Genomic DNA, 24,589 nt, shown 5'->3' on the forward strand with positions numbered 1-24,589 from the left:
ACCATGAAAATCGTCTCGTTCAACATCAACGGCTTGCGCGCCCGCCCGCATCAGCTGGCGGCCTTGATCGACAAGCACCAGCCCGATGTGATCGGCCTGCAGGAAACCAAGGTGTCGGACGAGCAGTTTCCGCAGGCCGAGGTCGAGGCGCTGGGCTATCACGTGCACTTTCATGGGCAGAAAGGGCACTACGGGGTTGCGCTGCTTTCTCGCGCCGCCCCGCTGAGTATCGACAAAGGCTTCGCCGATGACGAAGACGACGCTCAACGCCGCTTCATCCGTGGCACATTCGCCGATGCCCAAGGCCAGGTCGTCACGGTGATGAACGGCTACTTCCCGCAAGGTGAAAGCCGCGATCACCCGACCAAGTTTCCCGCCAAACGACGCTTCTACAGCGACCTGCAGAGCTTGCTGGAAAGCGGATTCAGCAACGATCAGCCATTGATCGTGATGGGCGATGTGAACATTTCGCCCCAGGATTGCGACATTGGTATCGGGGCGGACAACGCCAAGCGTTGGCTGAAGACGGGCAAGTGCAGCTTCTTGCCCGAAGAACGCGAATGGATGCAACGGTTGCAGGACTGGGGCTTGGTCGATAGCTTCCGCCATCTGCACCCGGAAGTGGCCGACCGGTTCAGCTGGTTCGATTATCGCAGCCGCGGCTTCGAAGACCAGCCCAAGCGCGGCCTGCGCATCGATGTGATTTTGGCATCCCGCGGGCTGCTGCCGCAGGTTCGGGCCGCCGGTATCGACTACGACCTGCGCGCCATGGAAAAACCTTCGGACCATGCCCCGATCTGGTTGGAATTGGGGCCCTTGTAACGACCGTACGCGGATTGGCGCTGCGCCCGGACGCGGCTTGCGCCGCTGCTACAGGGTTGCGTGCGTTTGCTGGGTTGCTGGGCGTTGGGGGTGCGGTGTTTGTAGCAGCGGCGCGAGCCGCGTCGGCGGTGCATGGGATTGGCCTGCAGCATCGCCGTACGGCTTTTGAGGTGGGGGTTATTGCGTCTTGGCCTGCTGATCGAGCTGGGCGCGAAGTTCCGGGGCCAGGTTCAGGGCGGCTGCCAGTTGGTCGAGCCAGGCCCGCTCGCCGGCATCCTGCTGACCCATGAGCATCACGCTGGCGAGGTACATCTCTGCTGCCATCGCCGGGCCATCGGCGGCACTGGCCAGCTCTTGCGCGTCCAGCGGCCGCGCCAATTCTGCGTCCAGCCACTGCTGCAACTGCGCATCCTCGGCATGCTCGGTCAATTCGGCGCGAATCGCGGCTTCCTCTTGTGCATCCACTCGGCCATCGGCCTTGGCCGCGGCAATCAACGCCCGCAGAATCGCATGGCTGTGGCCTTCCACCTCGGAGTCGGACAGCTGATCGATTGTGCGCAACGCTTGCTGGGGTGCGGCTGCCTGCTGTTGCTGCCAGGTCTGATAGGCCTTGTAAGCCATCATTGCCAACGACGCCATGGCAGCGTACTTGCTCGAACCGGAACGACTGCCCCCGCTTCCGCCCAGCATGCCACCCAGCAAACCGCCGAGCCCACCCAGCCCGGCGCCGCCCGATGCGCCGCGGCCGCCACCGAGTAGTCCGCCCAGCAAACCGCCCAGTCCGCCCTGCCCTTTGGCAGCGCCAGGCTGGCCGGCCGAGGATTGTCCGCTGCGACCGCGCAGCAGTTGTTCAAGTAGATCACTGGTATTCATGGCAAGGCTCTCTCTGTGTGGCGATATGGAGTGCAACACCATAGATCATCGAGCGGTCGGGCGGGTTCAGCGCAACCTGTAGGCGCCGCCCTCAGAACCAGCGATCGTTACGCTTGCGACCACGCGTCATCATCGGCAGGATCAGCCCGGCCAGCAAACCAGCACCGGCAATGCTGCCGCCATAGACCATGTAGCTCATCATGACGTGCTTGTTTTCATCACCCAACTTCGCCTGGGTGCTGCGCAATTCGGACTGGGCATCGCTGAGCTCGGCGTTCAGCGCCTTGCTGCGCGCTTCCAGCTCGTCGATCAACTTCTTGCGCGCATCAAGGGTTTCCTGCATGCCCTGGACTCGGTTCTTCCAGCTGTCATCGATGGACTGCAGCTTGCCGCTCAGATCGGCCACCTGCTGGGTCAGCAGCGGAACGTGTTCGGCAGGGCCGGGGGTGGGTTGCAGGTCGCTGCTGGGGATCCAGACACTGGAACCACCCTCGCCGCGCACCTGGCTGTAGTCACCCTGAGTGGAAAGCAATTCGACTTTCTGACCGGACTTCAAGCTGCCGACGATGCGATAGCCATCGGTCGGGCCGCTGCGCACGAAGGTACTGAGGTTGTCGCTGACCCAGCGGCTGGTGTCGGGTGCTTCTTCGCCATGCGCAGGGCCGACAGTGAACAACAGCCCGGTGAACAGGCCGGTGGCAACCAGGCGGGTGCGGCTGAATACGGTAGAAAGACGTTGAGATGAGGGCATGGCGATCTTCACATGAATAAGAAAAAAGGCCCCGATGAACGGACCATTCGAAAGCCGGACAACAATGTCCCGCGGGCTGGGCCTGCACCGGTCGTGCCTGTCGCTACTACCGCTACGGGTGGCTACTACTTGCGAAGAGAGGCGATGAAAAGCCCCTCCTGGGCCTATTGCCCGGCATGCCGTCGGTTCAAGCCGCCAGCTGAAAGACCACAAAAAGGTGGCAAGGTTCACAAAAAGACTGTGACTGGGCGCACGGGTCGAGCGTGTTCCGGCGCTAGGCGTCGCCCAGTTGCACGGCAAAAAAACACCCATGGGGCTCGCGACTGCTCAGGCTCACGTGCCAGCCCTGGTTGACACAGATGCGCTGCACCAGGGACAAGCCCAGGCCCAGGCCCTCGCCGCGCTGCTCGTCCCCGCGCACGAATGGCTGAAACATGGCGTTGCGCTTTTCCTCTGGAATGCCGATACCGCTGTCCTCCACGTGGAACCCGGTTTCGGTCAGGGTCAGGCGCACGAACCCGGTGTCGGTGTAGTGCCATGCGTTGCGCAGCAGGTTGCCCATTACCGAATGCAGGAATGCATGGTTGTAGACCTCGCTCGAATGGTTGTCGGCCACATAGATGAATTCAAGGCCCTTGGCCTCTATCTGGCGCCCCCAGATCTCGACCAGTTCGTCGGCGGTCCGGCGCAAGGTGGCAGAAGGATTGCCATGGCTAGCCGCATCGCGGTCGCGTGCCAGCAACAGGAACGTTTCAACCAGTTGGCTCATGCCGTCGGTGGCCCGTGCAATCCGCGCCACTTGACGGTGCGAGCGCTCATCCAGTTCGGTGGCCAGCAGCAGGTCGCAGGAACTGGCGAGAATCATCAACGGCGTGCGCAATTCGTGGCTCACGTCGCTGGTGAACATCTGCTCGCGATTGAGCGCCGCGCGCAGCTTGCTCAGCGTTTCATCGAAGGAGCGCGCCAGTTCGCCGACTTCATCGTCGGTGTAATCGGGCGACAGCGGCGGAGCCAGGCCGAGCATCTTGTCGCGATGGCGCACCTGCCGGGCCAGCCGCACGACCGGCGCCATCACCCGGCGGGCCAGGAGTCCGCCCAGCATGATCGCCAGGGCGATGCTCAGCAGAAAGCCAGCGCCTACCACGATGAACAGCACATTGGCACGCTGTTCCATACCCTCCTGGTCACGCAGCAATACGTACTGGCGATTGTCGACGCGGGCGACCATGGCGTAGTAGGTGCGCGGCCCGAGCGTGAGCTTCTGGAAACCGATCGGCAGGGTCTTGAGCTCGTTGGGCATGCTCAGGTCGCCGTTGCCACCCTCGATGTAGAACAGCTCGTCTTTCTCGGGGCGGTGGCGCCAATCGTCCGCATTGTCGACCAACAGCAGGCGATGCATGTTGCCGCTCAAACTCATGGTCGTCAGCTTGCGCTCCACCAGATGCACGGTAGCCACGATACCCACAGCGAATACGCCGGCGACGAAAGCGCTCATCAAGGCAAACACGATGACGATCCGTCGACTCAGACTCTGCTTGAACTCCATACGGCTCCACTGGGTACTTGCACAGGACGCACCTTCTGCGCTCGGGCCGAGCATGATTATGGGAGACGCTCGAACAATCAAGCCTTGCCGGGGCTTTCGTGGGCCTGAGCAAGGGCAAGGCGCTGAGCTGCGGATTGCAAACACCGCGCGACAGGATCCATGTGCGGTGAAGCAGGCCGGAATGCGTGACTTGCAGGTCATAAATAAAATATGTAGTGCTGATAAGAAAGCACTACATATTCATTGACGCGACTCGTTGTGACTTGCATGATGAGGCCGTCTCCCTGATCGGGAACAGAGCAGAGGCGAAACCAGTCCTGCTCGATGAGCCATCGAGTCACTCCGATGTGATCCGCGTACCCCGCGGGTAGGTGCAACCTGAACGCCATGGCTTTCATGTAGTGATGGTTTCAAGCACTACACATCGAGCTCGAGCCAGTACTGACCTAGACGGACAACACGTGAAGCGTATCTGCCGACCCGTGTTGGGGACCACAACCTGACAGATCACACAGAGCTCAAGGAGCATACACATGAACCTGAACCAGCAGCCCACCGTTGACCAGCTCGCCCGCATTCTGGCAGCCGGCCGTGACAGCCTCGACGACCACATTCTTTGGGTCTGCCAGCGGGGCGATGTACATATCGACGCCCTCGCCAATGACGCCGACGGCGAGGATTTCGAGCGCAGCCATCCCGAACTGCGCGCGCGCATGCCGATCTACCGCCGCGGCAAGGGCTACGTCGGCAAGAAAGCGGCGGCCGATCGGCAGTTCGTCAACGATGTGTTCCAGACCCTCAATCGCGAGTGGACCCTGGGCCAGGGACAGGGCCAGGTACGTCGGATTGCCAGCTATTGCTGATGCAGGTGGACAAGCGCATCAAGCCGGACGCGGCTCGCGCCGCTGCTACAGGAGATGAGGTTCTGTAGCAGCGGCGCAAGCCGCGTCGGCGGCAACACAGTAAGCCTGTACAACCGCATCAAGCCAGACGCGGCTTGCACCGCTGCTACAGGGGATGGTGTCATTCTTTAGCAGCGGCGCGAGCCGCGTCGGCGGCCACCGCTGCATACCTGTTCGCCGCATGGATTTGACGTTGGGGGTGGGTTTATCCAAAGTAGCCGCCTCTTCTCGCTATCAGGATGCGTTGCGTGACCCATTTCCGTTTCCCCTGGCGACGCCTGCTCATCGGCGTCGTGCCGGCGCTGGCGCTGTTGTCCGCCTGCGACAACGACAACAAGCCCGTGCCACCCACACAACCCGTCGCCACCTACGCACCGGCCACCTGGGATGATTTGCCCAAGGTCAGCGACAGCGACCTGCAGGCCGGCTTCACTGCCTGGCGCTCGGCTTGCCAGCGGCTGGCCAAGGATGCGATCTGGGGCGCCACCTGCGCCTCGGCGCAAGCGGTGGACACTGCTCCCACCGCGATCCGCACCTTCCTTCAGGCACAACTGCAGGTCTACGGCCTGCGCTCTGCGGAAAAAGGCGAACACGGCCTGATCACTGGCTACTACGAGCCTGTCTATCCCGGCAGCCTCAAGGCCGACGCAGGGCATCCGGTACCTGTCTACGGCGTACCGGCAGACATGATCAGCGTGCAGTTGGACAGCCTTTACCCCGAACTCAAAGGCAAGCGCCTGCGCGGGCGGCTCGACGGCCAGGTGCTGCGTCCCTATGACGACGCGGCCACCATCCAGCGTCAGGGCATCGACAACGCGCCCGTGGTGGCGTGGATGCGCGACCCCATGGACCTGCAGTTCCTGCAGATTCAAGGTTCGGGGCGCCTGCAGCTGGACAACGGTCGGCAACTGCGCGTCGGCTACGCTGACCAGAACGGCCACCCCTACCGCCCGGTCGGCCGCTGGCTGGTGGACCAGGGCCTGCTGAAGAAAGAAGAAGTGAGCATGGGCCGCATCCGAGACTGGGCCGTGGCCAACCCCCAGCGCGTACCGGAACTGCTCGCCAGCAATCCGAGCTACGTGTTCTTCAGCCTTCGGCCGGACAGCAACGAAGGGCCGCGTGGCTCGCTCAACGTGCCCCTTACCGCAGGCTACAGCGTGGCGATCGATCGCAAGGTGATCCCGTTGGGTAGCCTGTTATGGCTCTCGACCACGCGCCCGGACGGCACCCCGGTCGTTCGCCCAGTGGCCGCGCAGGACACCGGTGGCGCCATTGCCGGCGAAGTGCGTGCCGATCTGTTCTGGGGGACGGGAGCAGAAGCCGGCGAGCTGGCCGGCAACATGAAGCAGGAAGGTCAGGTGTGGTTGCTCTGGCCCAAAGGGGCCGCATTGCCAACCCCCTGAAGCAGACGGCGAATGCCTACAAACAAAATGCCTGCAAACAAACAGGGCACCTGACCTTCAGGCCAGGCGCCCTGCTCGTTCAGGCCAGCAGTTCCTGGATCTGCTCGTGCAGCGTATCCAGGTCGAACGGCTTGGCCAGGATCGGTGCCTTGCGCGCGATCGGGCTGTTGGTTTCGAGGATTTCCGCCGGATAGCCACTGATGAATATCACCTTCAGGTCGGGCCGCAGCAATACGGCGGGCTCGGCGATCTTCACCCCGGAAATGCCACCGGGCAGACGATAGTCGGTGACCATCAGGTCCAGGTGCGGCTTGGTCGACAGAATTTCCAGTGCCTGCTCGCCATTCTCGGCTTTCAGGACGCGATAGCCCAGGCCGGACAAGTAGTCTGCCAGGACCATCAATATCAACGGTTCGTCCTCTACGATGAGAACGACATCTTGTGCATCTTCACTCATGGGGAAGCCTATGTACTTATATGTTTCGCTGCCATTACGACCATGACCTGCGACAGAGGTTGCGTGTGAGTGCGCTTATTCCTAAAGCGGCAGGCTGACCCGGAACGTCGCGCCGTCGCCCAGGGCGCTGTCGACTTCGATGCGCCCGCCGTGGGCCGCCACGATCTGCTCGGAAATGAACAGGCCCAGGCCCAGGCCCGCTACCACGTTGCTGCCCGACACCCGCTCGAATTGCTGAAAGATGCGCAGCTGGTTTTCCTTGCTGATACCGATGCCATGGTCCCGCACTTCCACGCGCGCCCAGCCGTTGTGCCCGTACACCGTGACCTCCACCGGCCCCTTGCCACCGTAGCGCAAGGCATTGGAGATCAGGTTGCTGACCACTTGCTCGATGCGGAACTCGTCCCAGATGCCCAGCACCGGCTCATCCGCACGCAGGCTGATGGTGCAGTCGGCGGCAGCCACCTGAGGCGCAAAACTGTCGACCAGATTGCGCACCAGTTGCGCCAGATCGAACTGGGCAGGACGGATGGACAGCTTGCCGGTGCGGATGCGCGACACATCGAGCATGTCCTCGATCAAGCGGATCAGGCTCTTTATCTGGCGCTCGTCGCGTTCGACCATGGCGCGCATCTTGTCGAGGGTGAAGGCATCGGCGTTATCGCGCGCCAGGTGCAGTTTGCGCAGTTGCGTTTCCAGGATCAGCCCATTGAGCGGAGTGCGCACTTCGTGGGAAACGATCGACATGAAGTCGTCGCGCATGCGCACGGCATGCTCCAGTTCGCTCTGGGTCACTTGCAGGCGCTTGAGCAGCACCTCCTGTTCCTGACGCGAGCGCTCCAGCGCATCGAGCTGTTCCTTGAGGGTCTTGCGCTGGCGGTACAGGTCGACGAACACGCTGACCTTGCTCTTCACCGCCTGCATGTCCAGCGGCTTGTGGAGGAAATCCACGGCGCCGCTTTCGTAGCCCTTGAAGGCATAGTTGAGCTCGCGCCCGGCGGCGCTGACGAACACGATCGGAATGTTCTTGGTCTTCTCGGTGCTGCGCATGAGCTCGGCCAGCTCGAAGCCGTTCATGCACGGCATCTGCACATCGAGAATGGCCATGGCGAATTCGTGCTGCAACAGCAGCGACAAAGCTTCGTCGGCCGAGAGTGCCTTGTGCACCTCGCGGCCGGGGCTGGCGATCAACGCCTCCAGGGCCAGCAGGTTCTCCGGCAGGTCATCGACGATCAACAGTTTTGCTTGGACGTTGCTTAGCATGTGCTTCGTTCCAGCTCGGCAAGCAGACAGCCAATGCCGTGGAGTGAAAGAATGTGATCAGGCGCCTGCAGGCGGATGGCCGCCTGCGGCATGACCGCGACCCGCGCCTCGGCGGGGTCCTGGACGATGGTCAAGCCACCTTTGTGTTTGATGCTGGCCAGACCTCGCGCGCCGTCTTCGTTGGCCCCCGTAAACAATACCCCGATCAACCCGCTGCCATAGGCATCGGCGGCCGAATCGAAGAGAAAGTCTATGGCTGGACGCGAATAGTGCACCCGCTCCTCCTGGCTCAACGACAGGCTGAAATCGCGCTCGACCGACAGGTGATAACTGGGGCCGGCAAAGTAGAACATACCGGGTTCGATGGGCTCCTTGTCACGCGCCTGGCGCACCGGCCGGTTCAAGCGCCTTTCGAACACTTCCGCCAACTGGCTGTGACGCTCGTCCGGCAGGTGCAGCACGGTCAGCACCGGCAGCTTGAAATCCATCGGCAACTGCCCGTACACCCCCAGCAGTGCCTCGACGCCACCGGCCGATGCGCCCACCACCACCGCTTGGAAACGACTCATGACTTGCGATAGATCCGTTCGGGGCGCGTCAGGGTTTCGAAGCGCGAACTGTAGGCCGAGAAATCCAGGGTTTCCTTGCTGCCGAGCATGAGAAAGCCGCGATGGCTCAGGGATTCGTGGAACAGCCCGAAGGCGCGGTCCTGCAGGCCTTTGTTGAAATAGATGAGCACATTGCGGCAGGACACCAACTGGGTCTCGGAGAACACGCTGTCGGTGGCCAGGCTGTGGTCGGCGAAGGTCACGTTCTCGCGCAGGCTGCTGTCGAAGATGGCGTTGCCGTAGGCCGCGGTGTAGTAGTCGGCGAACGAGCGGGTGCCACCGGCGCGCTGGTAGCTCTGGGTATAGGCGCGCACGCTCTCCATGGAGTAGATGCCTTGCTTGGCCTTTTCCAGGGAGGTCGGGTTGATATCGGTGGCATAGATGATGGTGCGGTCGAGCAGACCTTCCTCGCGCAGCAGAATGGCCATGGAGTAGACCTCTTCGCCGGTGCTGCACCCGGCGATCCAGACCTTGAGCGATGGGTAGGTCTTGAGCAGCGGCACCACCTCACGGCGCAGCGCCAGGAAGTGCTCGGGGTCACGGAACATCTCGCTTACCGGAATCGTCAGGTACTGCAGCAGCTCCATGAACGCCGTAGGCTCGTGCAGCACCCGAGCCTGCAACGACGAGACGCTGCTGCACTCCATCTGGCGCAGCGCGTGCAGGATGCGACGCTTCACCGACGCGCCCGAGTAATCGCGGAAATCGTAGCTGTAGGTGAGGTAGATCGCCTCGATCAGCAAACGGATCTCGATATCGATATTGCGCTCGGCAGCCGGCTGGGAGGGCTTGCCGGCCAGGGAATCACTCACTACATGCGCTCCAGTTGCGGCAACCACACGCGGATCAGCGAGAACAGACGATCCAGGTCGATGGGCTTGGCCAGATAGTCGTTGGAACCGGCCTGCAGGCAGCGTTCCTGATCGTCTTTCATGGCCTTGGCAGTGACCGCGATGATCGGCAGCTTGCGCCAGCGCGGGTCCTTGCGGATCTCGCGGGTGGCCTCGTAGCCATCCATCTCGGGCATCATCACATCCATCAACACCAGATCGATGTCCTCGACCTGATTCAACTTTTCGATTGCCTCTCGGCCGTTACGGCCTACTTCAACGATGGCGCCCTTGTGTTCAAGGGCACTGGTCAGGGCAAAGATATTGCGCACGTCGTCGTCTACCACGAGGATCTTGCGGCCCTCGAAGACCTTGTCGCGACTGCGGGCGGTTTTCAACATCTTTTGCCGCTCATGGGACAACTGCGATTCGACTTTGTGCAGGAACAGCGTCACTTCGTCGAGCAGCCGCTCGGGCGAACGCGCGCCCTTGATGATGATCGAACGGGAGTACTTGAGCAGCTCGGCTTCTTCGTCGCGGGTGAGGTTGCGCCCGGTGTAGACAATGACCGGCGGGAACGCACGGATCTCCTCGTTGGACATGCGCTTGAGCAGGTCGCCGCCGAGCATGTCGGGCAGCTTGAGGTCGATGATCATGCAGTCGTAGACGTTGTCGCGCAGCAGGTCGAGCGCCTCCTGGGCAAAGCCCACGGCAGTGATCTCGATGTCGTCGTCGCCGATCAGCAGGGAAATGCTCTCGCGCTGCAGGTCATCGTCTTCCACCAGCAGAATGCGCTTGAGCTTTTGCGTCAGCTTGGCTTCCAGGCGGCCGAAGACTTCCTTGAGTTCGTCGCGGGTGGTCGGCTTGACCGCATAGCCGATCGCGCCCATGTGCATGGCCGCCTCGACCCGGTCCTCGACCGAAATCACGTGTACGGGAATGTGCCGCGTTGTGGCCAGTTCCTTGAGGCGCTGCAGCACGGTCAGGCCGGAATGATCGGGCAGGCGCATGTCGAGCAGGATCGCATCGGGCACGAAGGTCGCCGCCAGGTCGAAGCCCTCATCGGCGGCGTGGGCCACCAGACAGTGGTAGTCCAGCTCATGCGCCAGGTCGTAGAGGATACGCGCGAAGTTCGGCTCATCCTCGACCACCAGTATGCAGCGCTTGGTGAACGGGCCCTTATCGCGGTCGTCGGCAAAGCGCGCCACGGTGAGCGGCGCTTCGAGCACGGCCGGGGTGTTGGACACCGGCTGCGCAGCGATCACCATGGGCTGGGGCGCATGCCGCGGTGCCTCGATGATTTCTTCGTAGCGTTGCGGCAATACCAAAGTAAAGGTGCTGCCCTTGCCCAGCTCGCTGCTGACGGTGATGTAGCCGCCGAGCATGTTGGCCAGGTCGCGGGAAATCGACAGGCCCAGGCCAGTGCCGCCGTAGCGGCGGTTGGTGGTCCCGTCCGCCTGGCGGAAGGCCTCGAAGATGGCCTGCTGCTGGTCGACGGCGATACCGATGCCGGTGTCGCGAATCTGGAAGGCGATGCCCTGGTTGGCGTGGCCGGACACCAACAGTTCGACACTGCCCTGCTCGGTGAACTTCAGCGCGTTGGCCAGCAGGTTCTTGAGAATCTGCTCAACTCGCTGGCGATCGGTGTACAACATCGCGGGTGCGTCGGGAAGGATCTGCACCGACAGTTCCAGGTGCTTCTGCCCGGCCAGCGGCTCGAAGGTCATGCGCAGGCCGTCGACCAGACGCGGCACGCTGCTGTTCTCCGGTCGCAGGTCGAGCTTGCCTGCCTCGACCTTGGAGATGTCGAGGATGTCGTTGATCAGGTTGAGCAGATCGTTGCCCGCGGAGTAGATCGACTCGGCGAACTTGACCTGGTCGCTGGTCAGGTTTTCCTGAGGGTTTTCCGCCAGCAGCTTGGCCAGGATCAACGAGCTGTTGAGTGGCGTGCGCAACTCATGGGACATGTTGGCGAGGAATTCGGACTTGTAGCGGCTCGAACGCTGCAGCTCGTCGGCACGCTCCTCGAGCTGTACCTGGGCCTGGTTGAGCTCCAGGTTCTTGCGATCCAGCGCATCGCGCTGCTGGCCCAGTGCATCGGTGCGTTCGGCCAGCTGCTCGTTGGTCTGCTCCAGTTCCGCCTGCTGGGTTTCCAGGTAAGCCTGGGACTCCTTGAGCACCCGCGACTGTTCTTCGAGCTCTTCGTTGGCGGTTTTCAGCTCTTCCTGCTGCACCTGCAGCTCTTCGTTGAGCTGCTGGGTTTCGGCGAGCACTTCCTGCAGGCGCTGACGGTAGCGGGCCGCTTCGATGGCGGTGCCGATGTTGTCGGCCAGCAGCTCGACGATTTCCAGGTCGCGGTCGGTCAGGGGTCGCAGGAAACCCAACTCGACCACGGCGTTGATCTGGTCGTTGTCGCTGGTCGGGATGACCAGCACGCTGCGGGCTGCGCCCTCGCCCAGGCCTGAGCTCAAACGCAGGTAATCGGCCGGCACGTCGTCCAGGCGGATGACCCGGTTGCGCTGCACGGCCTGGCCGGCAATACCCTCGCCATTGATCAGCAACTGGTCCGTCACCTCACGCTCGCGGGAGAACCCGTACGAGGCGATACGGCGCAGGTTGCCGTGCTCTTCGCGGATGTACACCGCCGCGACCACCGACCCCAGGTACTGGGCGAAGAACTGCAGCATGTTGCGGCCCAGCATCTGCAGGGTCTGCTGGCCCAGCAACTGCTCGGCCAGCTGAGTCTGGCCGGTGCGCAGCCAGGCCTGGTCCTGCAGGCGCTTGGCACCCTTTTGCAGGGCAGCCAGGTTGCCGCCATAGGAGGTCGACAGTTCGGTCATGTCGCGTCGGCCGAAATACGCCAGCAAGGCGCTGACCACCAGAACGAACAGTACATAAAGGCTGACCGATGCCCAGATGGTGCGCGACACGTTTTCGCTGCGCTCCACCCGCAGTTGCTGCTCCATGGCAATGAAGCCTTCGTATTCCTTGCGGATTGCGTCGGTCAGGCGCTTGCCGCGGCCGGTCTGGACCACGCTGGAATAGTCGCCGGTGGCGCGCTTGAGCGAAATCAGCTCCTCGCCGTAGGAGAGCCAGTCCTTCTGCAGCGCCATGATGCGGGTCAGGCGATCGACCTGGCGCGGGTTGTCGGCCACCAAGGCCTGCAAGGCTGGCAACTCGGCGGCCAGGCGCGGCTTGGCCAGCTCATAGGGGTCCAGGTAGCCCTCGGCACCCGAGAGCAGGTACCCCCGCATCCCGGTTTCCATGTCGATCGACAGCTTGGTCGCTTCGTTGGCGTTGTTGATGACCCGGTCGGTGTGCTCGACCCAGTCGATCACCGACAGCAGGTAAACGATGATCGCAATGAACACGGCCACGCTGAGCACGCCCACGCCCAGCGGCAAGCCAACGTTGCGACTGAGCAGGCGACGGAAGCTCTGCTCGTCGATCGAAGAGGGTTTGTTCATGTCCTTGGGCCCGGATCCTGTATTCGAGGTCGGGGATTTTGCCGCAATTCAGTCAATTTGTTAGGTTTTTTCCTCATGCTTCGTAAGAATTTTCACATCTAAACGTGGGAATGGTCTCGTTTAATGCCTCCACAAGCATGGCCTGACCCCGACCCATGCTTTATGATTGGCGCCCTGCTTCCCGGGTGCTCGTTGCCCTCGGGGCGTAACGTTATCTGCGACATGACGGCTCGGCGCCGTCTGCGCCCTTTGCCGACCAGGATCCGAACGATGTCCGATACCGCCAAAACCATTCTTGTCGTCGAAGACGATGCGATCGTCCGCATGCTGATCGTGGACGTGCTGGAGGAATTCGAGTTCAAGGTACTGGAAGCCGAGGACGGTCCTCAGGCGCTGACCTTCCTCAACGATTCGGCCAAGACCATCGACCTGATGATGACCGACATGGGCCTGCCCGGCATGGACGGCAAGGAGTTGGCCGTCGAGGCGCGCGCCTTGCGTCCCGAACTGCCGGTGCTGTTCGCCAGCGGCTACGCCGAAGCGCTGGACGTTCCGGCGGGCATGGCCATGATCGGCAAGCCGTTCTCCATCGACCAGTTGCGCGACAAGGTCAAGAGCATGCTGGCGGCCTGAAGCCGCGCCTGCCGCTACACCCCGGCGCGTAATCATGGCCTAATGCGCGCCCGGTTTTTGCCCCCGAGTCTGCCCCATGTCTTTTCAGCGCGTCCTGGTCATTGGCTATGTCTGGCCCGAGCCCACCTCTTCCGCGGCCGGCGGGCATATGATGCAGTTGCTGCAGTGCTTCACGACCCAAGGCTGGCACGTGACCTTCGCCAGCCCCGCCAGGGTCGGCGAGCACAAAGCCGACCTCGCAGCGCTGGGCATCGCCGAACGAGCCATCGAGCTCAATGACGACAGTTTCGACCGCTTCGTGGCGGAGTTGCAGCCGGACATGGTCCTGTTCGATCGCTTCATGATGGAAGAGCAATTCGGTTGGCGGGTCGAGCAGCACTGCCCGCAGGCCGTGCGTGTGCTGGAAACCTGCGACCTGCAGAGCCTGCGCGACGCGCGTCAGGGTTTGCTCAAGCAGCGCCTGCACGCAAGTGACGACGAAAACGACTTCTCGGCATTGTTCGCCGAAGCACCGGACACGCTCTACGCGCACATGAGCGACGCCGATATCACCCAGCGTGAAGTGGCAGCCATCTTTCGTTGCGACTTGAGCTTGATGATCTCGCCGTTCGAGACGCAACTGCTGACCGAACGCTTCGGCGTGCCAGCCAGCCTGCTGCATGATTGTCCGCTGATGGTCGAGCCGCCAGCCACCGCAGCACTGACCTTTGAGCAGAGAGCCCACTTCGTCTGCATCGGCAATTTTCGCCACGCGCCTAACTGGGACGCCGTGCTGTGGCTGAAGCAGCAGGTCTGGCCACGCATTCGCAAGCAGTTGCCGCGCGCGCAATTGCACGTGCACGGCGCCTACACACCGCCCAAGGCCACGGCCCTGCACAACCCTGCCCAAGGTTTCCTGGTCAAGGGTTGGGCAGTGGATGCGTTGCAGGTGGTGGGTCAGGCACGGGTGGCACTGGCGCCACTGCGTTTCGGCGCGGGCATCAAGGGCAAGTTGCTCGATGCCATGCTCTGCGGTACGCCCAGCGTCACGACCCCGACGGGCGCCGAAGGCATGCGTACCGGCGAGCGCTGGCCGGGCCGGATAGGCCACAGCGCAGACGAGCTGGCGCAGGCGGCCGTCGAGCTGTACGAAAACGCGGATCAATGGCAAGCCGCCCATGAACAGTGCCATGAGCATCTGGGCGCCCAGTATGCGACCGAGCCACACGCTCAGGCCCTGATCCTGCGTCTGCAACAGTTGAGCCAGAGCCTCGCGCAGCATCGCCGGGCAAACTTCACCGGCAGCATGCTCCGGCATCATCTGCACAAGAGCACGAAATACTTCTCGCAATGGATCCAATCCAAGAACCAATCGGTCTAAGCGGCCGCTGGCACTTTGTGGCCCGCGAACTAATCTCTGGTGTCCAAGGTAGTTCCTATTGCCCATTCAGGACGAACGACGATGGCGCTTATCGACAGTACCAAAGTGTACGATTCCGAGCTGATGCGCGCATTGCGTGGCAAGCACGAAGAGCTGCGGCCCGCGCTGAAGAAAGTCTCCACCTTCCTGCAAGCCAACCCCTACCGCAGCGCAACGCTCAACATAGAAGAACTGGCCGGGGCCACCGGCACCTCCACCGCGGCCGTCAACCGCCTGGCCAATGCGATCGGTCTCAACGGTTTCACCGGCCTGCGCTTTGCCCTGATGGAAAACCTGCTGGCCGTGGTGTCTGCGGCCGACGTCATCGAAGGCCGGCTCAAGCAGGCACCGGAGACGGGGTTCGATCTGGAACAGCAGATCAGCCTCAGCAAGCACCATCTGGACAACGTCACACGCATGAATGACAACCAGACCTTCGAGGAGATGGCCCTGCGCCTGGCCCGCTCGCAGAATGTGTTCGTGGTCGGTTTCGGCAACAGCTTTCACATCGCCGCCATGGCAGCCGCGGGGCTCAGCCCGTTCTGCGCCGGCGCGCACTGCGTGACCCTGGACGGCGGTCTTGAAGGGTCGGCCTATCGACTGTCCGGCATCACCCGCAACGACACCCTGCTGGCCATCGCCCTGCCCGCCTACACCCGCGACACCATTCGCCTGGCCGAATACGCCAAGTCCCGCGAAGCCTGTGTGCTCAGTGTGACCGACTGCCCGGCATCGCCGCTGGTGCAGGTGTCGACCCTGAGCCTGTTCATCCCACCTCACCACCCCGTGCTGCCCAATTCCAAGGTCGGGTTGATGGCCGCCATGGAAGCGCTGCTGGCTCAAGTACAGCTGCTCAAACCGGCAGCGAACGAGGGCCGGCCATCGCTTCCCGACTGGGAGCCGGACCGCGGCAGCCTGCCCCCCTCCTTGCCGGGCCTGCCGCGCTCGAACACGCCGCGCAAGAACGACGACGCCCGCTGAGCGGGGGTCGCTTCAACGCCGGGCTTCTCGACGCCGGACGTTTCAGCCTTGGACGCACAGGCCCGTCCACCGCTATGCTTGGGTGCGCATTTCCGATCGGCACAACTCCAAAAGCAGCCACGGCATGACTCGAGCAACGCGAATAACAGACCCTTCCTACGAGTTGATGGACGACCACGACGGTCGCTCGATCATCTATCGCCAGCACGGTTTCCCGTGCCCGCTGGTGCGCTGGCATTTCCATAAGGAATACGAACTGCACCTGCTGGTCGCCACCTCCGGCAAAGTGTTCGTCGGCGACTACATCGGCAACTTCAATCCGGGCAGCCTGTTTCTCACCGGGCCCAATCTGCCGCACAACTGGATCAGCCAGCTGCAGAACGACGAGTCGGTGAACAAGCGCGACATGCTGGTCAATTTCACCGACGAGCTATTCGACCATGGCCACCAGGTATTCAGCGAACTCAAAAGTCTTGCGCCGCTGCTCGAACGAGCCCGTTACGGCATCGAGTTCCGCTGTGCCCGGACCATCGCCCAGGCCGGTGCCTCGATGCAGCGCATCGCCGACAGCCAGGGTATCAGCCGCCTCGGACACTTCTTGATACTCATGGAATCGCTGGCGGCCTGCGAGGACTACCAGTTGCTCTCGGGCACTGCAGCGGCCCAGGACGCCGACGAGCACGCGGTGGAGCGCACCAACCGCGCGGTCGACTACATTTTTGCCCACTATGCGCGCGAGCTGTCTCTGGAAGAAGTCGCCGCCTACCTGGGCATGAAACCGACCTATTTTTCCCGGGTGTTCAAACAGGCCACCGGCCGCTGTTTCGTCGAGTTCGTCAATCGCCTGCGCATCAGCAAGTCCTGCGAGCTGCTGGCTGACGGCGATCGGCCGGTGACGGACGTGTGCTTCGAGTCCGGCTTCAACAATATTTCCAACTTCAACCGCCGCTTCCAGCAGCTCAAGGGCATGACGCCGTCGCACTATCGTCGCCTGGCCGTGCAGCGGTCGAGCTCCTGAAACCTGTACGAAACCTCACAACGATGCTGCGCACGCCTCTGGCGCGTCGCTGCGCCAGCCGGCTCAGTGCAAATAAGTATCAGCGTGGGTGTACTCAGGGATTTGTCAGAATGCCTGCGGGGGTCTGTAATCACAGGCAGTGCTTCACCTCTACGAAGACACAAGAATAATAACCAAGGCCGCCTCCCCGCGTGCCGAAGAGGAATGCGAGATGACGATAGACTACAAACGCCTGCTCGTTGCCAGCGGTCTGTGTGGCGCACTGGCTGTCAGTGGCTACAGCCATGCCGACACCACCCTGACCATCGCCACCGTCAACAACAGCGACATGATTCGCATGCAGCGCCTGGCCAAGACTTTCGAGTCCGAGCATCCCGACATCAAGCTCAATTGGGTGGTGCTGGAAGAAAACGTGCTGCGCCAGCGCCTGACCACCGATATCGCTACCCAGGGCGGCCAGTTCGACGTGTTGACCATCGGCATGTACGAAGCCTCGCTGTGGGGCGCAAAGGGTTGGCTGTCACCGATGAAGGACCTGCCCGCCAGCTACGACATAGACGATGTCTTCCCTTCGGTGCGCGACGGCCTGTCGGTGAAAGGCCAGCTGTACGCCCTGCCGTTCTACGCTGAAAGCTCGATGACCTACTACCGCACCGACCTGTTCAAGGCGGCCGGTCTCGAGATGCCGGAAAAACCCACCTGGACCCAGATCGCCGAATTCGCCGGAAAACTCACCGACAAGAGCAAAGACCAATACGGCCTGTGCCTGCGCGGCAAGGCCGGCTGGGGCGAGAACATGGCGTTGATCACTACCGTGGCCAACAGCTTCGGCGGCAGCTGGTTCGATAGCCAGTGGAAGCCACAGTTCGACAGCGAAGCCTGGAAGAAAGCGCTGAACTTCTACGTCGACAACATGAAGAAGTCCGGCCCTCCAGGCGCTTCGAGCAATGGCTTCAACGAGAACCTGGCGCTGTTCAACAGTGGCAAGTGCGCCATCTGGGTCGACGCCAGCGTCGCCGGCTCGTTCACCATGGACAAGACGCAAAGCAAGGTCGCCGACAGTGTCGGCTTCACCTTCGCCCCTCATGAAACCACCGACAAGGGCTCGGCCTGGCTGTACTCCTGGGCCCTGGCCATCCCAGCCAGCTCGAAGAACCAGCAGGCCGCGCAGCAGTTTTCGGCCTGGGCAACGTCCAAGGAATATGCAGCGCTGGTCGCCAAGACCGACGGCGTGGCCAATGTGCCGCCTGGCACGCGCAAGTCGACCTATACCGACGAGTACCTGAAGGCGGCGCCGTTCGCCCACATCACGCTCGAATCGCTGAAGGTCGCCGATCCCAAGCAGACCGATGCCAAGCCCTACGTTGGCATCCAACTGGTGACCATTCCCGAGTTCCAGGCCATCGGTACTGAAGTCGGCAAGGCATTCGCTGCCGCGCTGACCGGGCAGACCACCGCGGACCAGGCGTTGGTGGTTGCGCAGACGGCGACCGAACGCGCCATGAAGCGCGCCGGCTACCCCAAGCAGTAACACGTCCGCCCTGCTGCCCGCCGACCGTGGCGGGCAGCCCTGCTCACCAGGTGCGCACTCATGAATACTACGACTGCCAAGCCCCAGCCCGACGCCGCTGAGGTGACGGGCAAGCGCCGCTTGTCCAACCCCGGCTGGTTTCTGGTCACGCCGTCGGTGGCCTTGCTGCTGCTATGGATGATCGTGCCACTGGGCATGACCGTCTACTTCTCGCTGATCCGCTACAACCTGCTGTACCCCGGCGAGAACGAATTCGTCGGGCTGGAAAATTTCAGCTTCTTCCTCACCGACGCCGGCTTCATGCCGGGCGCCACCAATACCTTGCTGCTGGTCGGCAGCGTGCTGTTGATCAGCGTGGTCTTCGGCGTACTGATCGCAGCCCTGCTGGAAGCCAGCGAGTTCCTGGGCCGAGGTATCGTGCGAGTGATGCTCATCTCGCCGTTCTTCATCATGCCCACGGTTGGCGCGCTGATCTTCAAGAACCTGATTTTCCATCCGGTGTCGGGGATCCTCGCTGCGGTGTGGAAATTCTTCGGCGCCGAACCGGTCGACTGGCTCGCCCATTACCCGCTGTTCTCGATCATCGTCATCGTCAGTTGGCAATGGCTGCCGTTCGCCATCCTGCTGCTGATGACCGCCATGCAGTCGCTGGACCAGGAACAGAAAGAGGCCGCGCGGCTTGACGGCGCCGGCGCCCTGGCGATCTTCTGGCACCTGACGCTGCCGCATCTGGCGCGGCCCATCGCCGTGGTGGTGATGATCGAAACGATCTTCCTGCTCTCGGTGTTCGCGGAAATCTTCACCACTACCAACGGTGGTCCGGGTTTCGCCTCCACCAACCTTGCCTACCTGATCTACAACCAGGCGCTGGTGCAGTTCGACGTGGGCATGGCCTCCGCTGGTGGCTTGATCGCCGTGGTCATCGCCAACATCGCCGCCATCATCCTGGTGCGGATGATCGGCAAAAACCTCACCGACAAGAATTGAGGGCCTGCACCATGACACTTCAACAATCGCGTCGCCTGCAAAGCCTGGTCCTGGGCTGCCTGGCCTGGGCCGTGGCGATCCTGGTGTTCTTCCCGATCTTCTGGATGGTGCTGACCAGCTTCAAGAGCGAGATCGACGCCTTCGCCACACCACCGCAGTTCATCTTCACGCCGACCCTGGAAAACTACCTGCACATTCAGGAGCGCAGCGACTACCTGCACTTCGCCTGGAACTCGGTGCTGATTTCCTTCAGTGCCACCGCCCTGTGCATGTTGATTGCAGTGCCGGCCGCCTACTCGATGGCGTTCTACGAAACCAAGCGCACCAAGCAGACCTTGCTGTGGATGCTCTCCACCAAGATGCTGCCGCCGGTGGGTGTGCTGATGCCCATCTACCTGCTGGCCAAGGGTGCCGGCCTGCTGGATTCACGCGTTGCCCTGATCGTCATCTACACCCTGATCAACCTGCCGATCGTGGTCTGGATGGTGTACACCTACTTCAAGGACATCCCCCGCGAAATCCTCGAAGCGGCACGCCTGGACGGTGCCACACTGGGCCAGGAAATGCTTCGGGTGCTGTTGCCGATCAGCAAGGGTGGCCTGGCCTCGACGGTGCTGCTGTCGTTGATCCTGTGCTGGAACGAAGCCTTCTGGTCGTTGAACCTGACCAGCTCCGGCGCCGCGCCGTTGACCGCCCTGATCGCCTCGTACTCAAGCCCGGAAGGCTTGTTCTGGGCCAAGCTGTCAGCCGTTTCGACCCTGGCCTGCGCGCCGATCCTGATCTTCGGCTGGATCAGCCAGAAGCAGCTGGTGCGCGGCCTGTCCTTCGGCGCGGTCAAATGACCCATGCACGATGGCGCGGCGCACCCTTGTGGGAGCGGGTTCTACCCGCGAAGACGCCCGCCCGTACAACACCTCTTTCCAAAGGATCACTCCCATGGCCACTCTGAAAATAAAAAACCTGAAAAAGGGCTTCGAAGGCCTGCAGATCATTAAGGGCATCGACCTGGAAGTGCACGACCGCGAGTTCGTGGTGTTCGTCGGACCGTCAGGCTGCGGCAAGTCGACGCTGCTGCGTTTGATCGCCGGGCTCGAGGAAGTCAGCAGTGGCACCATCGAGCTGGACGGTCGCGACATCACCGAAGTGACCCCGGCCAAGCGCGACCTGGCCATGGTGTTCCAGACCTACGCCCTGTATCCGCACATGACGGTGCGCAAGAACCTGTCGTTCGCACTGGACCTGGCCGGCAAGCCCAAAGCGGAAGTCGAGAGCAAGGTAGCGGAAGCTGCGCGCATTCTCGAACTGGGCGCCCTGCTCGACCGCAAGCCCAAGCAGTTGTCCGGTGGTCAGCGCCAGCGCGTGGCGATCGGGCGCGCCATCGTCCGTCACCCCAAGATCTTCCTGTTCGACGAGCCACTGTCCAACCTCGACGCAGCCCTGCGCGTGCAGACCCGCCTGGAACTGTCGCGCCTGCACAAGGAACTGCAGGCCACCATGATCTACGTCACCCATGACCAGGTCGAAGCCATGACCCTGGCCGACAAGGTAGTGGTGCTCAACGGCGGCCGCGTCGAACAGGTAGGGGCGCCTCTGGAGCTGTACCATCATCCGGCCAACCTGTTCGTCGCCGGTTTTCTCGGGACGCCGAAGATGGGTTTCCTCAAAGGCACGCTCAGCCGGATCGATGGCCAGGGCTGCGAAGTTGCCCTCGACGCCGGTACTCGGATCTACCTGCCCCGCGTCAGCCAGACGCTGAAAGTCGGCGATGCGGTGACCCTGGGCATCCGCCCCGAGCACCTCGACCTGGCGCAGCCGGGACAATGCCAGTTGGCGGTGACCGCCGATGTCAGCGAGCGACTGGGCAGCGATACCTTCTGCCACGTCGTCACCGATTCGCAGGAACCGCTGACCCTGCGAATCCGCGGCGATCTGCGCAGTCAGTACGGCGAACGCCTGAACCTGCTGCTGGACGCCGAGTACTGCCACCTTTTCGATGCCCAGGGCATTGCCGTGGCCAAACCGCTGCAGGCCGCTGCCTGATACAGGACCGAACATGAAACTCAATCGACAGAATCTGCATCAGCTCGCCGAGCACATCCAGTTGCCCGCCTACGACCCGACGACACTCGCGCATGGCATCGTCCACATCGGCGTCGGTGGGTTCCACCGCGCGCACCAGGCGTTCTACACCGATGCCCTGATGAACCAGGGCGAAGCCCGGCAGTGGGCTATCTGCGGCGCCGGCTTGCGCAGCGAAGACCGCAAGGTCCGCGACGCCCTGGCCGAGCAGGATTTCTACTACACCCTGGTGGAACTGGGCGACACGCCGGATACCGAAGTGCGGGTGATCGGCGCGATCACCGACATGCTCCTGGCCGAAGAGAGCGCCGAGGCCCTGATCGTCAAGCTGGCCGAGCCCGCGGTGCGCATCGTTTCACTGACCATCACCGAAGGGGGCTATTGCATCGACGACAGCAATGGCGAGTTCATGGCTCACTTGCCGCAGATCCAGCACGACCTGGCTCACCCGCTGACGCCCACCACCGTCTTCGGCTTTCTCTGCGCGGCCTTGCAACGACGGCGCGACGCCGGCATCGACGCCTTCACCGTGATGTCCTGTGACAACCTGCCCCATAACGGCGCAGTCGCGCGCAAGGCGTTGCTGGCGTTCGCGGCGCTGCAGGACCCGGCGCTGCACGACTGGATCGCCAGCCATGTGCAGTTCCCCAATGCCATGGTCGACCGCATCACGCCGATGACCAGCGAGGCCCATCGCGCCCAACTGCGCGAACGGCATGGCGTAGAGGACAGCTGGCCGGTTGTCTGCGAGCCGTTCGTGCAATGGGTGGTAGAGGACAAGTTCGGCGCGGGCCGGCCCGCCTGGGAAAAGGTCGGCGTGCAGTTCACCGACGATGTCACGCCCTATGAAGAGATGAAGATCAAACTGCTCAACGGCAGCCACCTGGCCCTGACCTACCTGGGCTTCCTGAAAGGTTACCGCTTCGTTCACGAGACCATGAACGATCCGCTGTTCGTGCGCTACATCCGCGCCTACATGGACCTCGACGTCACGCCACAACTGGCTTCCGTGCCTGGCATCGACCTGGAAGGCTACAAGGACACGCTGATCGAGCGCTTCTCCAACCAGGCCATCGCCGACCAGTTGGAACGCGTGTGTTCGGACGGCTCCTCGAAGTTTCCCAAGTTCACCGTGCCGACCATCAACCGCCTGATCGCCGATCGGCAGGGCACCGAGCGTGCGGCGCTGGTGGTAGCGGCCTGGGCGCTTTATCTGGGCGGCGTCGACGAGAACGGCACGCACTACACCATTCCAGATCCACGCGCCGAGTTCTGCCAGACGCTGGTCGCCGACGAGGCGTTGCTCACGCAACGGCTGCTGGGGGTCGAGGAAATCTTCGGCACGCAGATCCCACGCTCGGCGGAGTTCGTCGCGGCCTTCGAACGCAATCTCCACAGCCTGCGTACCCAGGGTGTGCATGCCACCCTGAAGCAGCTGCTGGACGGCGAGGAGTAAGCGGCCATGTTTCTCGGGATCGACTGCGGCACCCAAGGCACCAAGGCGCTGATCCTCGACGCTGACAGCGGCCAGGTACTGGGCCAGGGCTCGGCCGCTCATCATATGATCAGCGGCGAAAACGGACGGCGCGAGCAGCTCACCAGTGACTGGCTGACTGCGTTCGAACAGGCCACCGCGCAGGCGCTGGCCCAGGCCGGTATCGATGGCCAGCAGATTCTGGGCGTCGGTGTGTCCGGCCAGCAGCATGGCCTGGTGTTGCTGGACGCAGACGGGCAACCGCTGCGCCCGGCCAAGCTCTGGTGCGACACCGAGAGCACGCCGCAGAACGAGCGCCTGCTGGCCGAACTGGGTGGTGAACAGGGCTCGCTCGACCGCCTGGGGCTGGTCATTGCGCCGGGGTATACCGTGTCGAAGCTGCTCTGGACCCGCGAGCATCATCCGCAGATATTCGAGCGCATCGCCCACGTGCTGTTGCCCCACGACTACCTGAACTTCTGGCTGACCGGGCTGGCGCGCGCCGAATACGGTGACGCTTCGGGCACCGGTTACTTCAACGTGCGCGAGCGCCAGTGGGACTTCGCCCTGCTGCGCCAGATCGACCCAAGCGGGCGGCTGGAAGCGGCAGTGCCGCCGCTGATCGAGTCGCATCAGCCAGTGGGCACGATTCGTCCGGGAATTGCCGCGCGCCTGGGTATCAATCCGTTGGCTGTGGTCGCCAGCGGCGGCGGCGACAACATGATGGGCGCCATCGGCACCGATAACACCCACCCTGGAGTCATCACCATGAGCTTGGGGTCTTCCGGCACGGTGTACGCCTGCAGCGACCAGCCTACCGTGCTGGACGAACCGGCGGTGGCGACGTTCTGTTCGTCGTCGGGAGGGTGGTTGCCGCTGATCTGCACCATGAACCTGACCAATGTGACTACGGCCGTGCGCGAGTTGCTGCAGTTGGACATCAGCGGTTTCAACAAGGCCGTGGCGCAGGCACCGATTGGCGCCGCAGGTATCGTGATGCTGCCGTTCCTCAATGGCGAACGGGTACCCGCGCTGCCTCACGCCACCGGCTCGGTGCTGGGGCTGACCAGTGACAACCTGAGCGCGGCAAACCTGTGCCGCGCGGCAGTGGAAGGCACCACCTTCGGCCTGCGCTATGGCCTGGACCTGCTGCGTGCAGGCGGCCTGCAAACCCACGTGATACGGCTGATCGGGGGCGGCTCGAAGAGCCCGGTGTGGCGGCAGATAGTAGCGGACATCATGGACGCCCCGGTTGTCTGCACCGAGCAGCCGGAAGCCGCGGCATTGGGCGCGGCAATCCAGGCGGCGTGGTGCGCCGGCCAGGATCCACAAGGCTTGGCCCCGTTATGCGAACGCTGCGTGCGCCTGGATGAAACCAGTCGCACCCAACCCATCCCCGCCAACGTCTCGGCCTATCACGGCGCCTACCAGCGTTACCGCCAGCATATCCCAGCGTAGCCCCGGTGCCACGCCCCCTCTGTAGGAGCGGTCAGCGGCCGCGAAGCAGCACTGCGGTATGACTGCCAGACCGCATCGCCCCTTCGCGGCCACGGACCGCTCCTACT

At 62.8% G+C, this 24,589-nt stretch carries 21 protein-coding genes; 13 read left to right on the forward strand and 8 right to left on the reverse strand.

Translation table 11 applies throughout. The annotated features are described in order from the left end of the window. Positions 1 to 3: 3 nt before the first annotated feature. Positions 4 to 822 carry an exodeoxyribonuclease III gene (gene xthA, locus H7993_RS03455; protein WP_185793449.1) on the forward strand — a complete coding sequence of 273 codons (819 nt, stop codon included), beginning with the start codon at positions 4 to 6 and terminating at the stop codon, positions 820 to 822. Positions 823 to 999: 177 nt separating this feature from the next. Here xthA and H7993_RS03460 read toward each other — a convergent pair whose 3' ends face one another. From H7993_RS03460 to H7993_RS03470, 3 genes are all read right to left on the reverse strand, one after another. Continuing rightward, a complete protein-coding gene (locus H7993_RS03460; RefSeq protein WP_185793450.1) occupies positions 1,000 to 1,695 on the reverse strand; it encodes a DUF533 domain-containing protein in 696 nt (231 codons plus the stop codon). A 91-nt stretch (positions 1,696 to 1,786) separates the two neighbouring features. After that, positions 1,787 to 2,446: a TIGR04211 family SH3 domain-containing protein gene (locus H7993_RS03465; RefSeq protein ID WP_122476930.1), complete on the reverse strand. Its 660-nt coding sequence runs from the start codon at positions 2,444 to 2,446 to the stop codon at positions 1,787 to 1,789. Between the two features lie 274 nt (positions 2,447 to 2,720). After that, the gene (locus H7993_RS03470; protein ID WP_185793451.1) at positions 2,721 to 3,992 is read right to left on the reverse strand and encodes a sensor histidine kinase; all 1,272 of its coding nucleotides are present in this window, start codon (positions 3,990 to 3,992) and stop codon (positions 2,721 to 2,723) included. Between the two features lie 533 nt (positions 3,993 to 4,525). Between H7993_RS03470 and H7993_RS03475 the strand changes: the two genes are divergently transcribed. Together H7993_RS03475 and mltA are read left to right on the forward strand one after the other, a co-directional pair. After that, entirely contained in the window at positions 4,526 to 4,855 is a 330-nt protein-coding gene (locus H7993_RS03475) for a hypothetical protein (RefSeq protein ID WP_122476924.1), read from the forward strand. 287 nt (positions 4,856 to 5,142) lie between these two features. Next, positions 5,143 to 6,297: a murein transglycosylase A gene (gene mltA, locus H7993_RS03480; RefSeq protein ID WP_425311966.1), complete on the forward strand. Its 1,155-nt coding sequence runs from the start codon at positions 5,143 to 5,145 to the stop codon at positions 6,295 to 6,297. A 79-nt stretch (positions 6,298 to 6,376) separates the two neighbouring features. Here mltA and H7993_RS03485 read toward each other — a convergent pair whose 3' ends face one another. The 5 genes from H7993_RS03485 to H7993_RS03505 all read right to left on the reverse strand — a co-directional run bounded on the left by H7993_RS03485 (position 6,377) and on the right by H7993_RS03505 (position 12,922). Then, a complete protein-coding gene (locus H7993_RS03485; protein WP_122476920.1) occupies positions 6,377 to 6,754 on the reverse strand; it encodes a response regulator in 378 nt (125 codons plus the stop codon). 81 nt (positions 6,755 to 6,835) lie between these two features. Continuing rightward, a complete protein-coding gene (locus H7993_RS03490) occupies positions 6,836 to 8,017 on the reverse strand; it encodes a hybrid sensor histidine kinase/response regulator (protein ID WP_185793453.1) in 1,182 nt (393 codons plus the stop codon). Further along, a complete protein-coding gene (locus H7993_RS03495; protein WP_185793454.1) occupies positions 8,011 to 8,586 on the reverse strand; it encodes a chemotaxis protein CheB in 576 nt (191 codons plus the stop codon). Before H7993_RS03495 ends, H7993_RS03490 begins: the two co-directional genes overlap by 7 nt. Beyond that, positions 8,583 to 9,437 (reverse strand): CheR family methyltransferase, encoded by an 855-nt coding sequence (locus H7993_RS03500; protein WP_240998718.1) that lies wholly within the window; start codon positions 9,435 to 9,437, stop codon positions 8,583 to 8,585. The genes H7993_RS03495 and H7993_RS03500 overlap by 4 nt, the downstream gene beginning before the upstream one ends. Continuing rightward, on the reverse strand, positions 9,437 to 12,922 hold the full coding sequence (locus H7993_RS03505; RefSeq protein ID WP_185793455.1) for a response regulator: 3,486 nt from the start codon (positions 12,920 to 12,922) through the stop codon (positions 9,437 to 9,439). The genes H7993_RS03500 and H7993_RS03505 overlap by 1 nt, the downstream gene beginning before the upstream one ends. Positions 12,923 to 13,192: 270 nt before the next feature. Here H7993_RS03505 and H7993_RS03510 point away from each other — a divergent pair, with 270 nt between their 5' ends. From H7993_RS03510 to xylB, 10 genes are all read left to right on the forward strand, one after another. Continuing rightward, entirely contained in the window at positions 13,193 to 13,555 is a 363-nt protein-coding gene (locus H7993_RS03510) for a response regulator (RefSeq protein ID WP_122476914.1), read from the forward strand. A 76-nt stretch (positions 13,556 to 13,631) separates the two neighbouring features. After that, the gene (locus tag H7993_RS03515; protein WP_185793456.1) at positions 13,632 to 14,915 is read left to right on the forward strand and encodes a glycosyltransferase; all 1,284 of its coding nucleotides are present in this window, start codon (positions 13,632 to 13,634) and stop codon (positions 14,913 to 14,915) included. A gap of 81 nt (positions 14,916 to 14,996) precedes the next feature. Further along, positions 14,997 to 15,935, forward strand: a complete 939-nt coding sequence (locus H7993_RS03520; protein WP_185793457.1) for a MurR/RpiR family transcriptional regulator — start codon at positions 14,997 to 14,999, stop codon at positions 15,933 to 15,935. A 124-nt stretch (positions 15,936 to 16,059) separates the two neighbouring features. After that, entirely contained in the window at positions 16,060 to 16,953 is an 894-nt protein-coding gene (locus tag H7993_RS03525; protein ID WP_185793458.1) for an AraC family transcriptional regulator, read from the forward strand. Positions 16,954 to 17,164: 211 nt separating this feature from the next. After that, positions 17,165 to 18,484 carry an ABC transporter substrate-binding protein gene (locus tag H7993_RS03530; protein ID WP_185793459.1) on the forward strand — a complete coding sequence of 440 codons (1,320 nt, stop codon included), beginning with the start codon at positions 17,165 to 17,167 and terminating at the stop codon, positions 18,482 to 18,484. A gap of 60 nt (positions 18,485 to 18,544) precedes the next feature. Then, positions 18,545 to 19,471 carry a carbohydrate ABC transporter permease gene (locus H7993_RS03535; protein WP_122476905.1) on the forward strand — a complete coding sequence of 309 codons (927 nt, stop codon included), beginning with the start codon at positions 18,545 to 18,547 and terminating at the stop codon, positions 19,469 to 19,471. An 11-nt stretch (positions 19,472 to 19,482) separates the two neighbouring features. Beyond that, on the forward strand, positions 19,483 to 20,313 hold the full coding sequence (locus H7993_RS03540; RefSeq protein ID WP_185793460.1) for a carbohydrate ABC transporter permease: 831 nt from the start codon (positions 19,483 to 19,485) through the stop codon (positions 20,311 to 20,313). A gap of 94 nt (positions 20,314 to 20,407) precedes the next feature. Continuing rightward, complete coding sequence (locus H7993_RS03545; protein WP_185793461.1) at positions 20,408 to 21,511, forward strand: ABC transporter ATP-binding protein; 1,104 nt, start codon at positions 20,408 to 20,410, stop codon at positions 21,509 to 21,511. Between the two features lie 13 nt (positions 21,512 to 21,524). Further along, entirely contained in the window at positions 21,525 to 23,006 is a 1,482-nt protein-coding gene (locus H7993_RS03550; protein ID WP_185793462.1) for a mannitol dehydrogenase family protein, read from the forward strand. Positions 23,007 to 23,012: 6 nt separating this feature from the next. Further along, positions 23,013 to 24,482 carry a xylulokinase gene (gene xylB / locus H7993_RS03555; protein ID WP_185793463.1) on the forward strand — a complete coding sequence of 490 codons (1,470 nt, stop codon included), beginning with the start codon at positions 23,013 to 23,015 and terminating at the stop codon, positions 24,480 to 24,482. Positions 24,483 to 24,589 lie beyond the last annotated feature (107 nt).

Origin of the sequence: Pseudomonas baltica (assembly GCF_014235765.1) — a bacterium.
Taxonomy (GTDB): Bacteria; Pseudomonadota; Gammaproteobacteria; order Pseudomonadales; family Pseudomonadaceae; genus Aquipseudomonas; species Aquipseudomonas baltica.

Excerpts from the sequence above, each read along its gene's own strand:
- H7993_RS03545 (WP_185793461.1), top strand. The coding sequence starts at position 20,408 with ATGGCCACTCTGAAAATAAAAAACCTGAAAAAGGGCTTCGAAGGCCTG.
- H7993_RS03460 (WP_185793450.1), bottom strand. The coding sequence starts at position 1,695 with ATGAATACCAGTGATCTACTTGAACAACTGCTGCGCGGTCGCAGCGGA.
- H7993_RS03515 (WP_185793456.1), top strand. The coding sequence starts at position 13,632 with ATGTCTTTTCAGCGCGTCCTGGTCATTGGCTATGTCTGGCCCGAGCCC.
- H7993_RS03550 (WP_185793462.1), top strand. The coding sequence starts at position 21,525 with ATGAAACTCAATCGACAGAATCTGCATCAGCTCGCCGAGCACATCCAG.
- H7993_RS03525 (WP_185793458.1), top strand. The coding sequence starts at position 16,060 with ATGACTCGAGCAACGCGAATAACAGACCCTTCCTACGAGTTGATGGAC.
- H7993_RS03520 (WP_185793457.1), top strand. The coding sequence starts at position 14,997 with ATGGCGCTTATCGACAGTACCAAAGTGTACGATTCCGAGCTGATGCGC.
- xylB (WP_185793463.1), top strand. The coding sequence starts at position 23,013 with ATGTTTCTCGGGATCGACTGCGGCACCCAAGGCACCAAGGCGCTGATC.
- H7993_RS03470 (WP_185793451.1), bottom strand. The coding sequence starts at position 3,992 with ATGGAGTTCAAGCAGAGTCTGAGTCGACGGATCGTCATCGTGTTTGCC.
- xthA (WP_185793449.1), top strand. The coding sequence starts at position 4 with ATGAAAATCGTCTCGTTCAACATCAACGGCTTGCGCGCCCGCCCGCAT.
- H7993_RS03465 (WP_122476930.1), bottom strand. The coding sequence starts at position 2,446 with ATGCCCTCATCTCAACGTCTTTCTACCGTATTCAGCCGCACCCGCCTG.
- H7993_RS03485 (WP_122476920.1), bottom strand. The coding sequence starts at position 6,754 with ATGAGTGAAGATGCACAAGATGTCGTTCTCATCGTAGAGGACGAACCG.
- H7993_RS03535 (WP_122476905.1), top strand. The coding sequence starts at position 18,545 with ATGAATACTACGACTGCCAAGCCCCAGCCCGACGCCGCTGAGGTGACG.
- H7993_RS03495 (WP_185793454.1), bottom strand. The coding sequence starts at position 8,586 with ATGAGTCGTTTCCAAGCGGTGGTGGTGGGCGCATCGGCCGGTGGCGTC.
- H7993_RS03475 (WP_122476924.1), top strand. The coding sequence starts at position 4,526 with ATGAACCTGAACCAGCAGCCCACCGTTGACCAGCTCGCCCGCATTCTG.
- H7993_RS03530 (WP_185793459.1), top strand. The coding sequence starts at position 17,165 with ATGACGATAGACTACAAACGCCTGCTCGTTGCCAGCGGTCTGTGTGGC.
- H7993_RS03505 (WP_185793455.1), bottom strand. The coding sequence starts at position 12,922 with ATGAACAAACCCTCTTCGATCGACGAGCAGAGCTTCCGTCGCCTGCTC.
- H7993_RS03540 (WP_185793460.1), top strand. The coding sequence starts at position 19,483 with ATGACACTTCAACAATCGCGTCGCCTGCAAAGCCTGGTCCTGGGCTGC.
- H7993_RS03510 (WP_122476914.1), top strand. The coding sequence starts at position 13,193 with ATGTCCGATACCGCCAAAACCATTCTTGTCGTCGAAGACGATGCGATC.
- H7993_RS03490 (WP_185793453.1), bottom strand. The coding sequence starts at position 8,017 with ATGCTAAGCAACGTCCAAGCAAAACTGTTGATCGTCGATGACCTGCCG.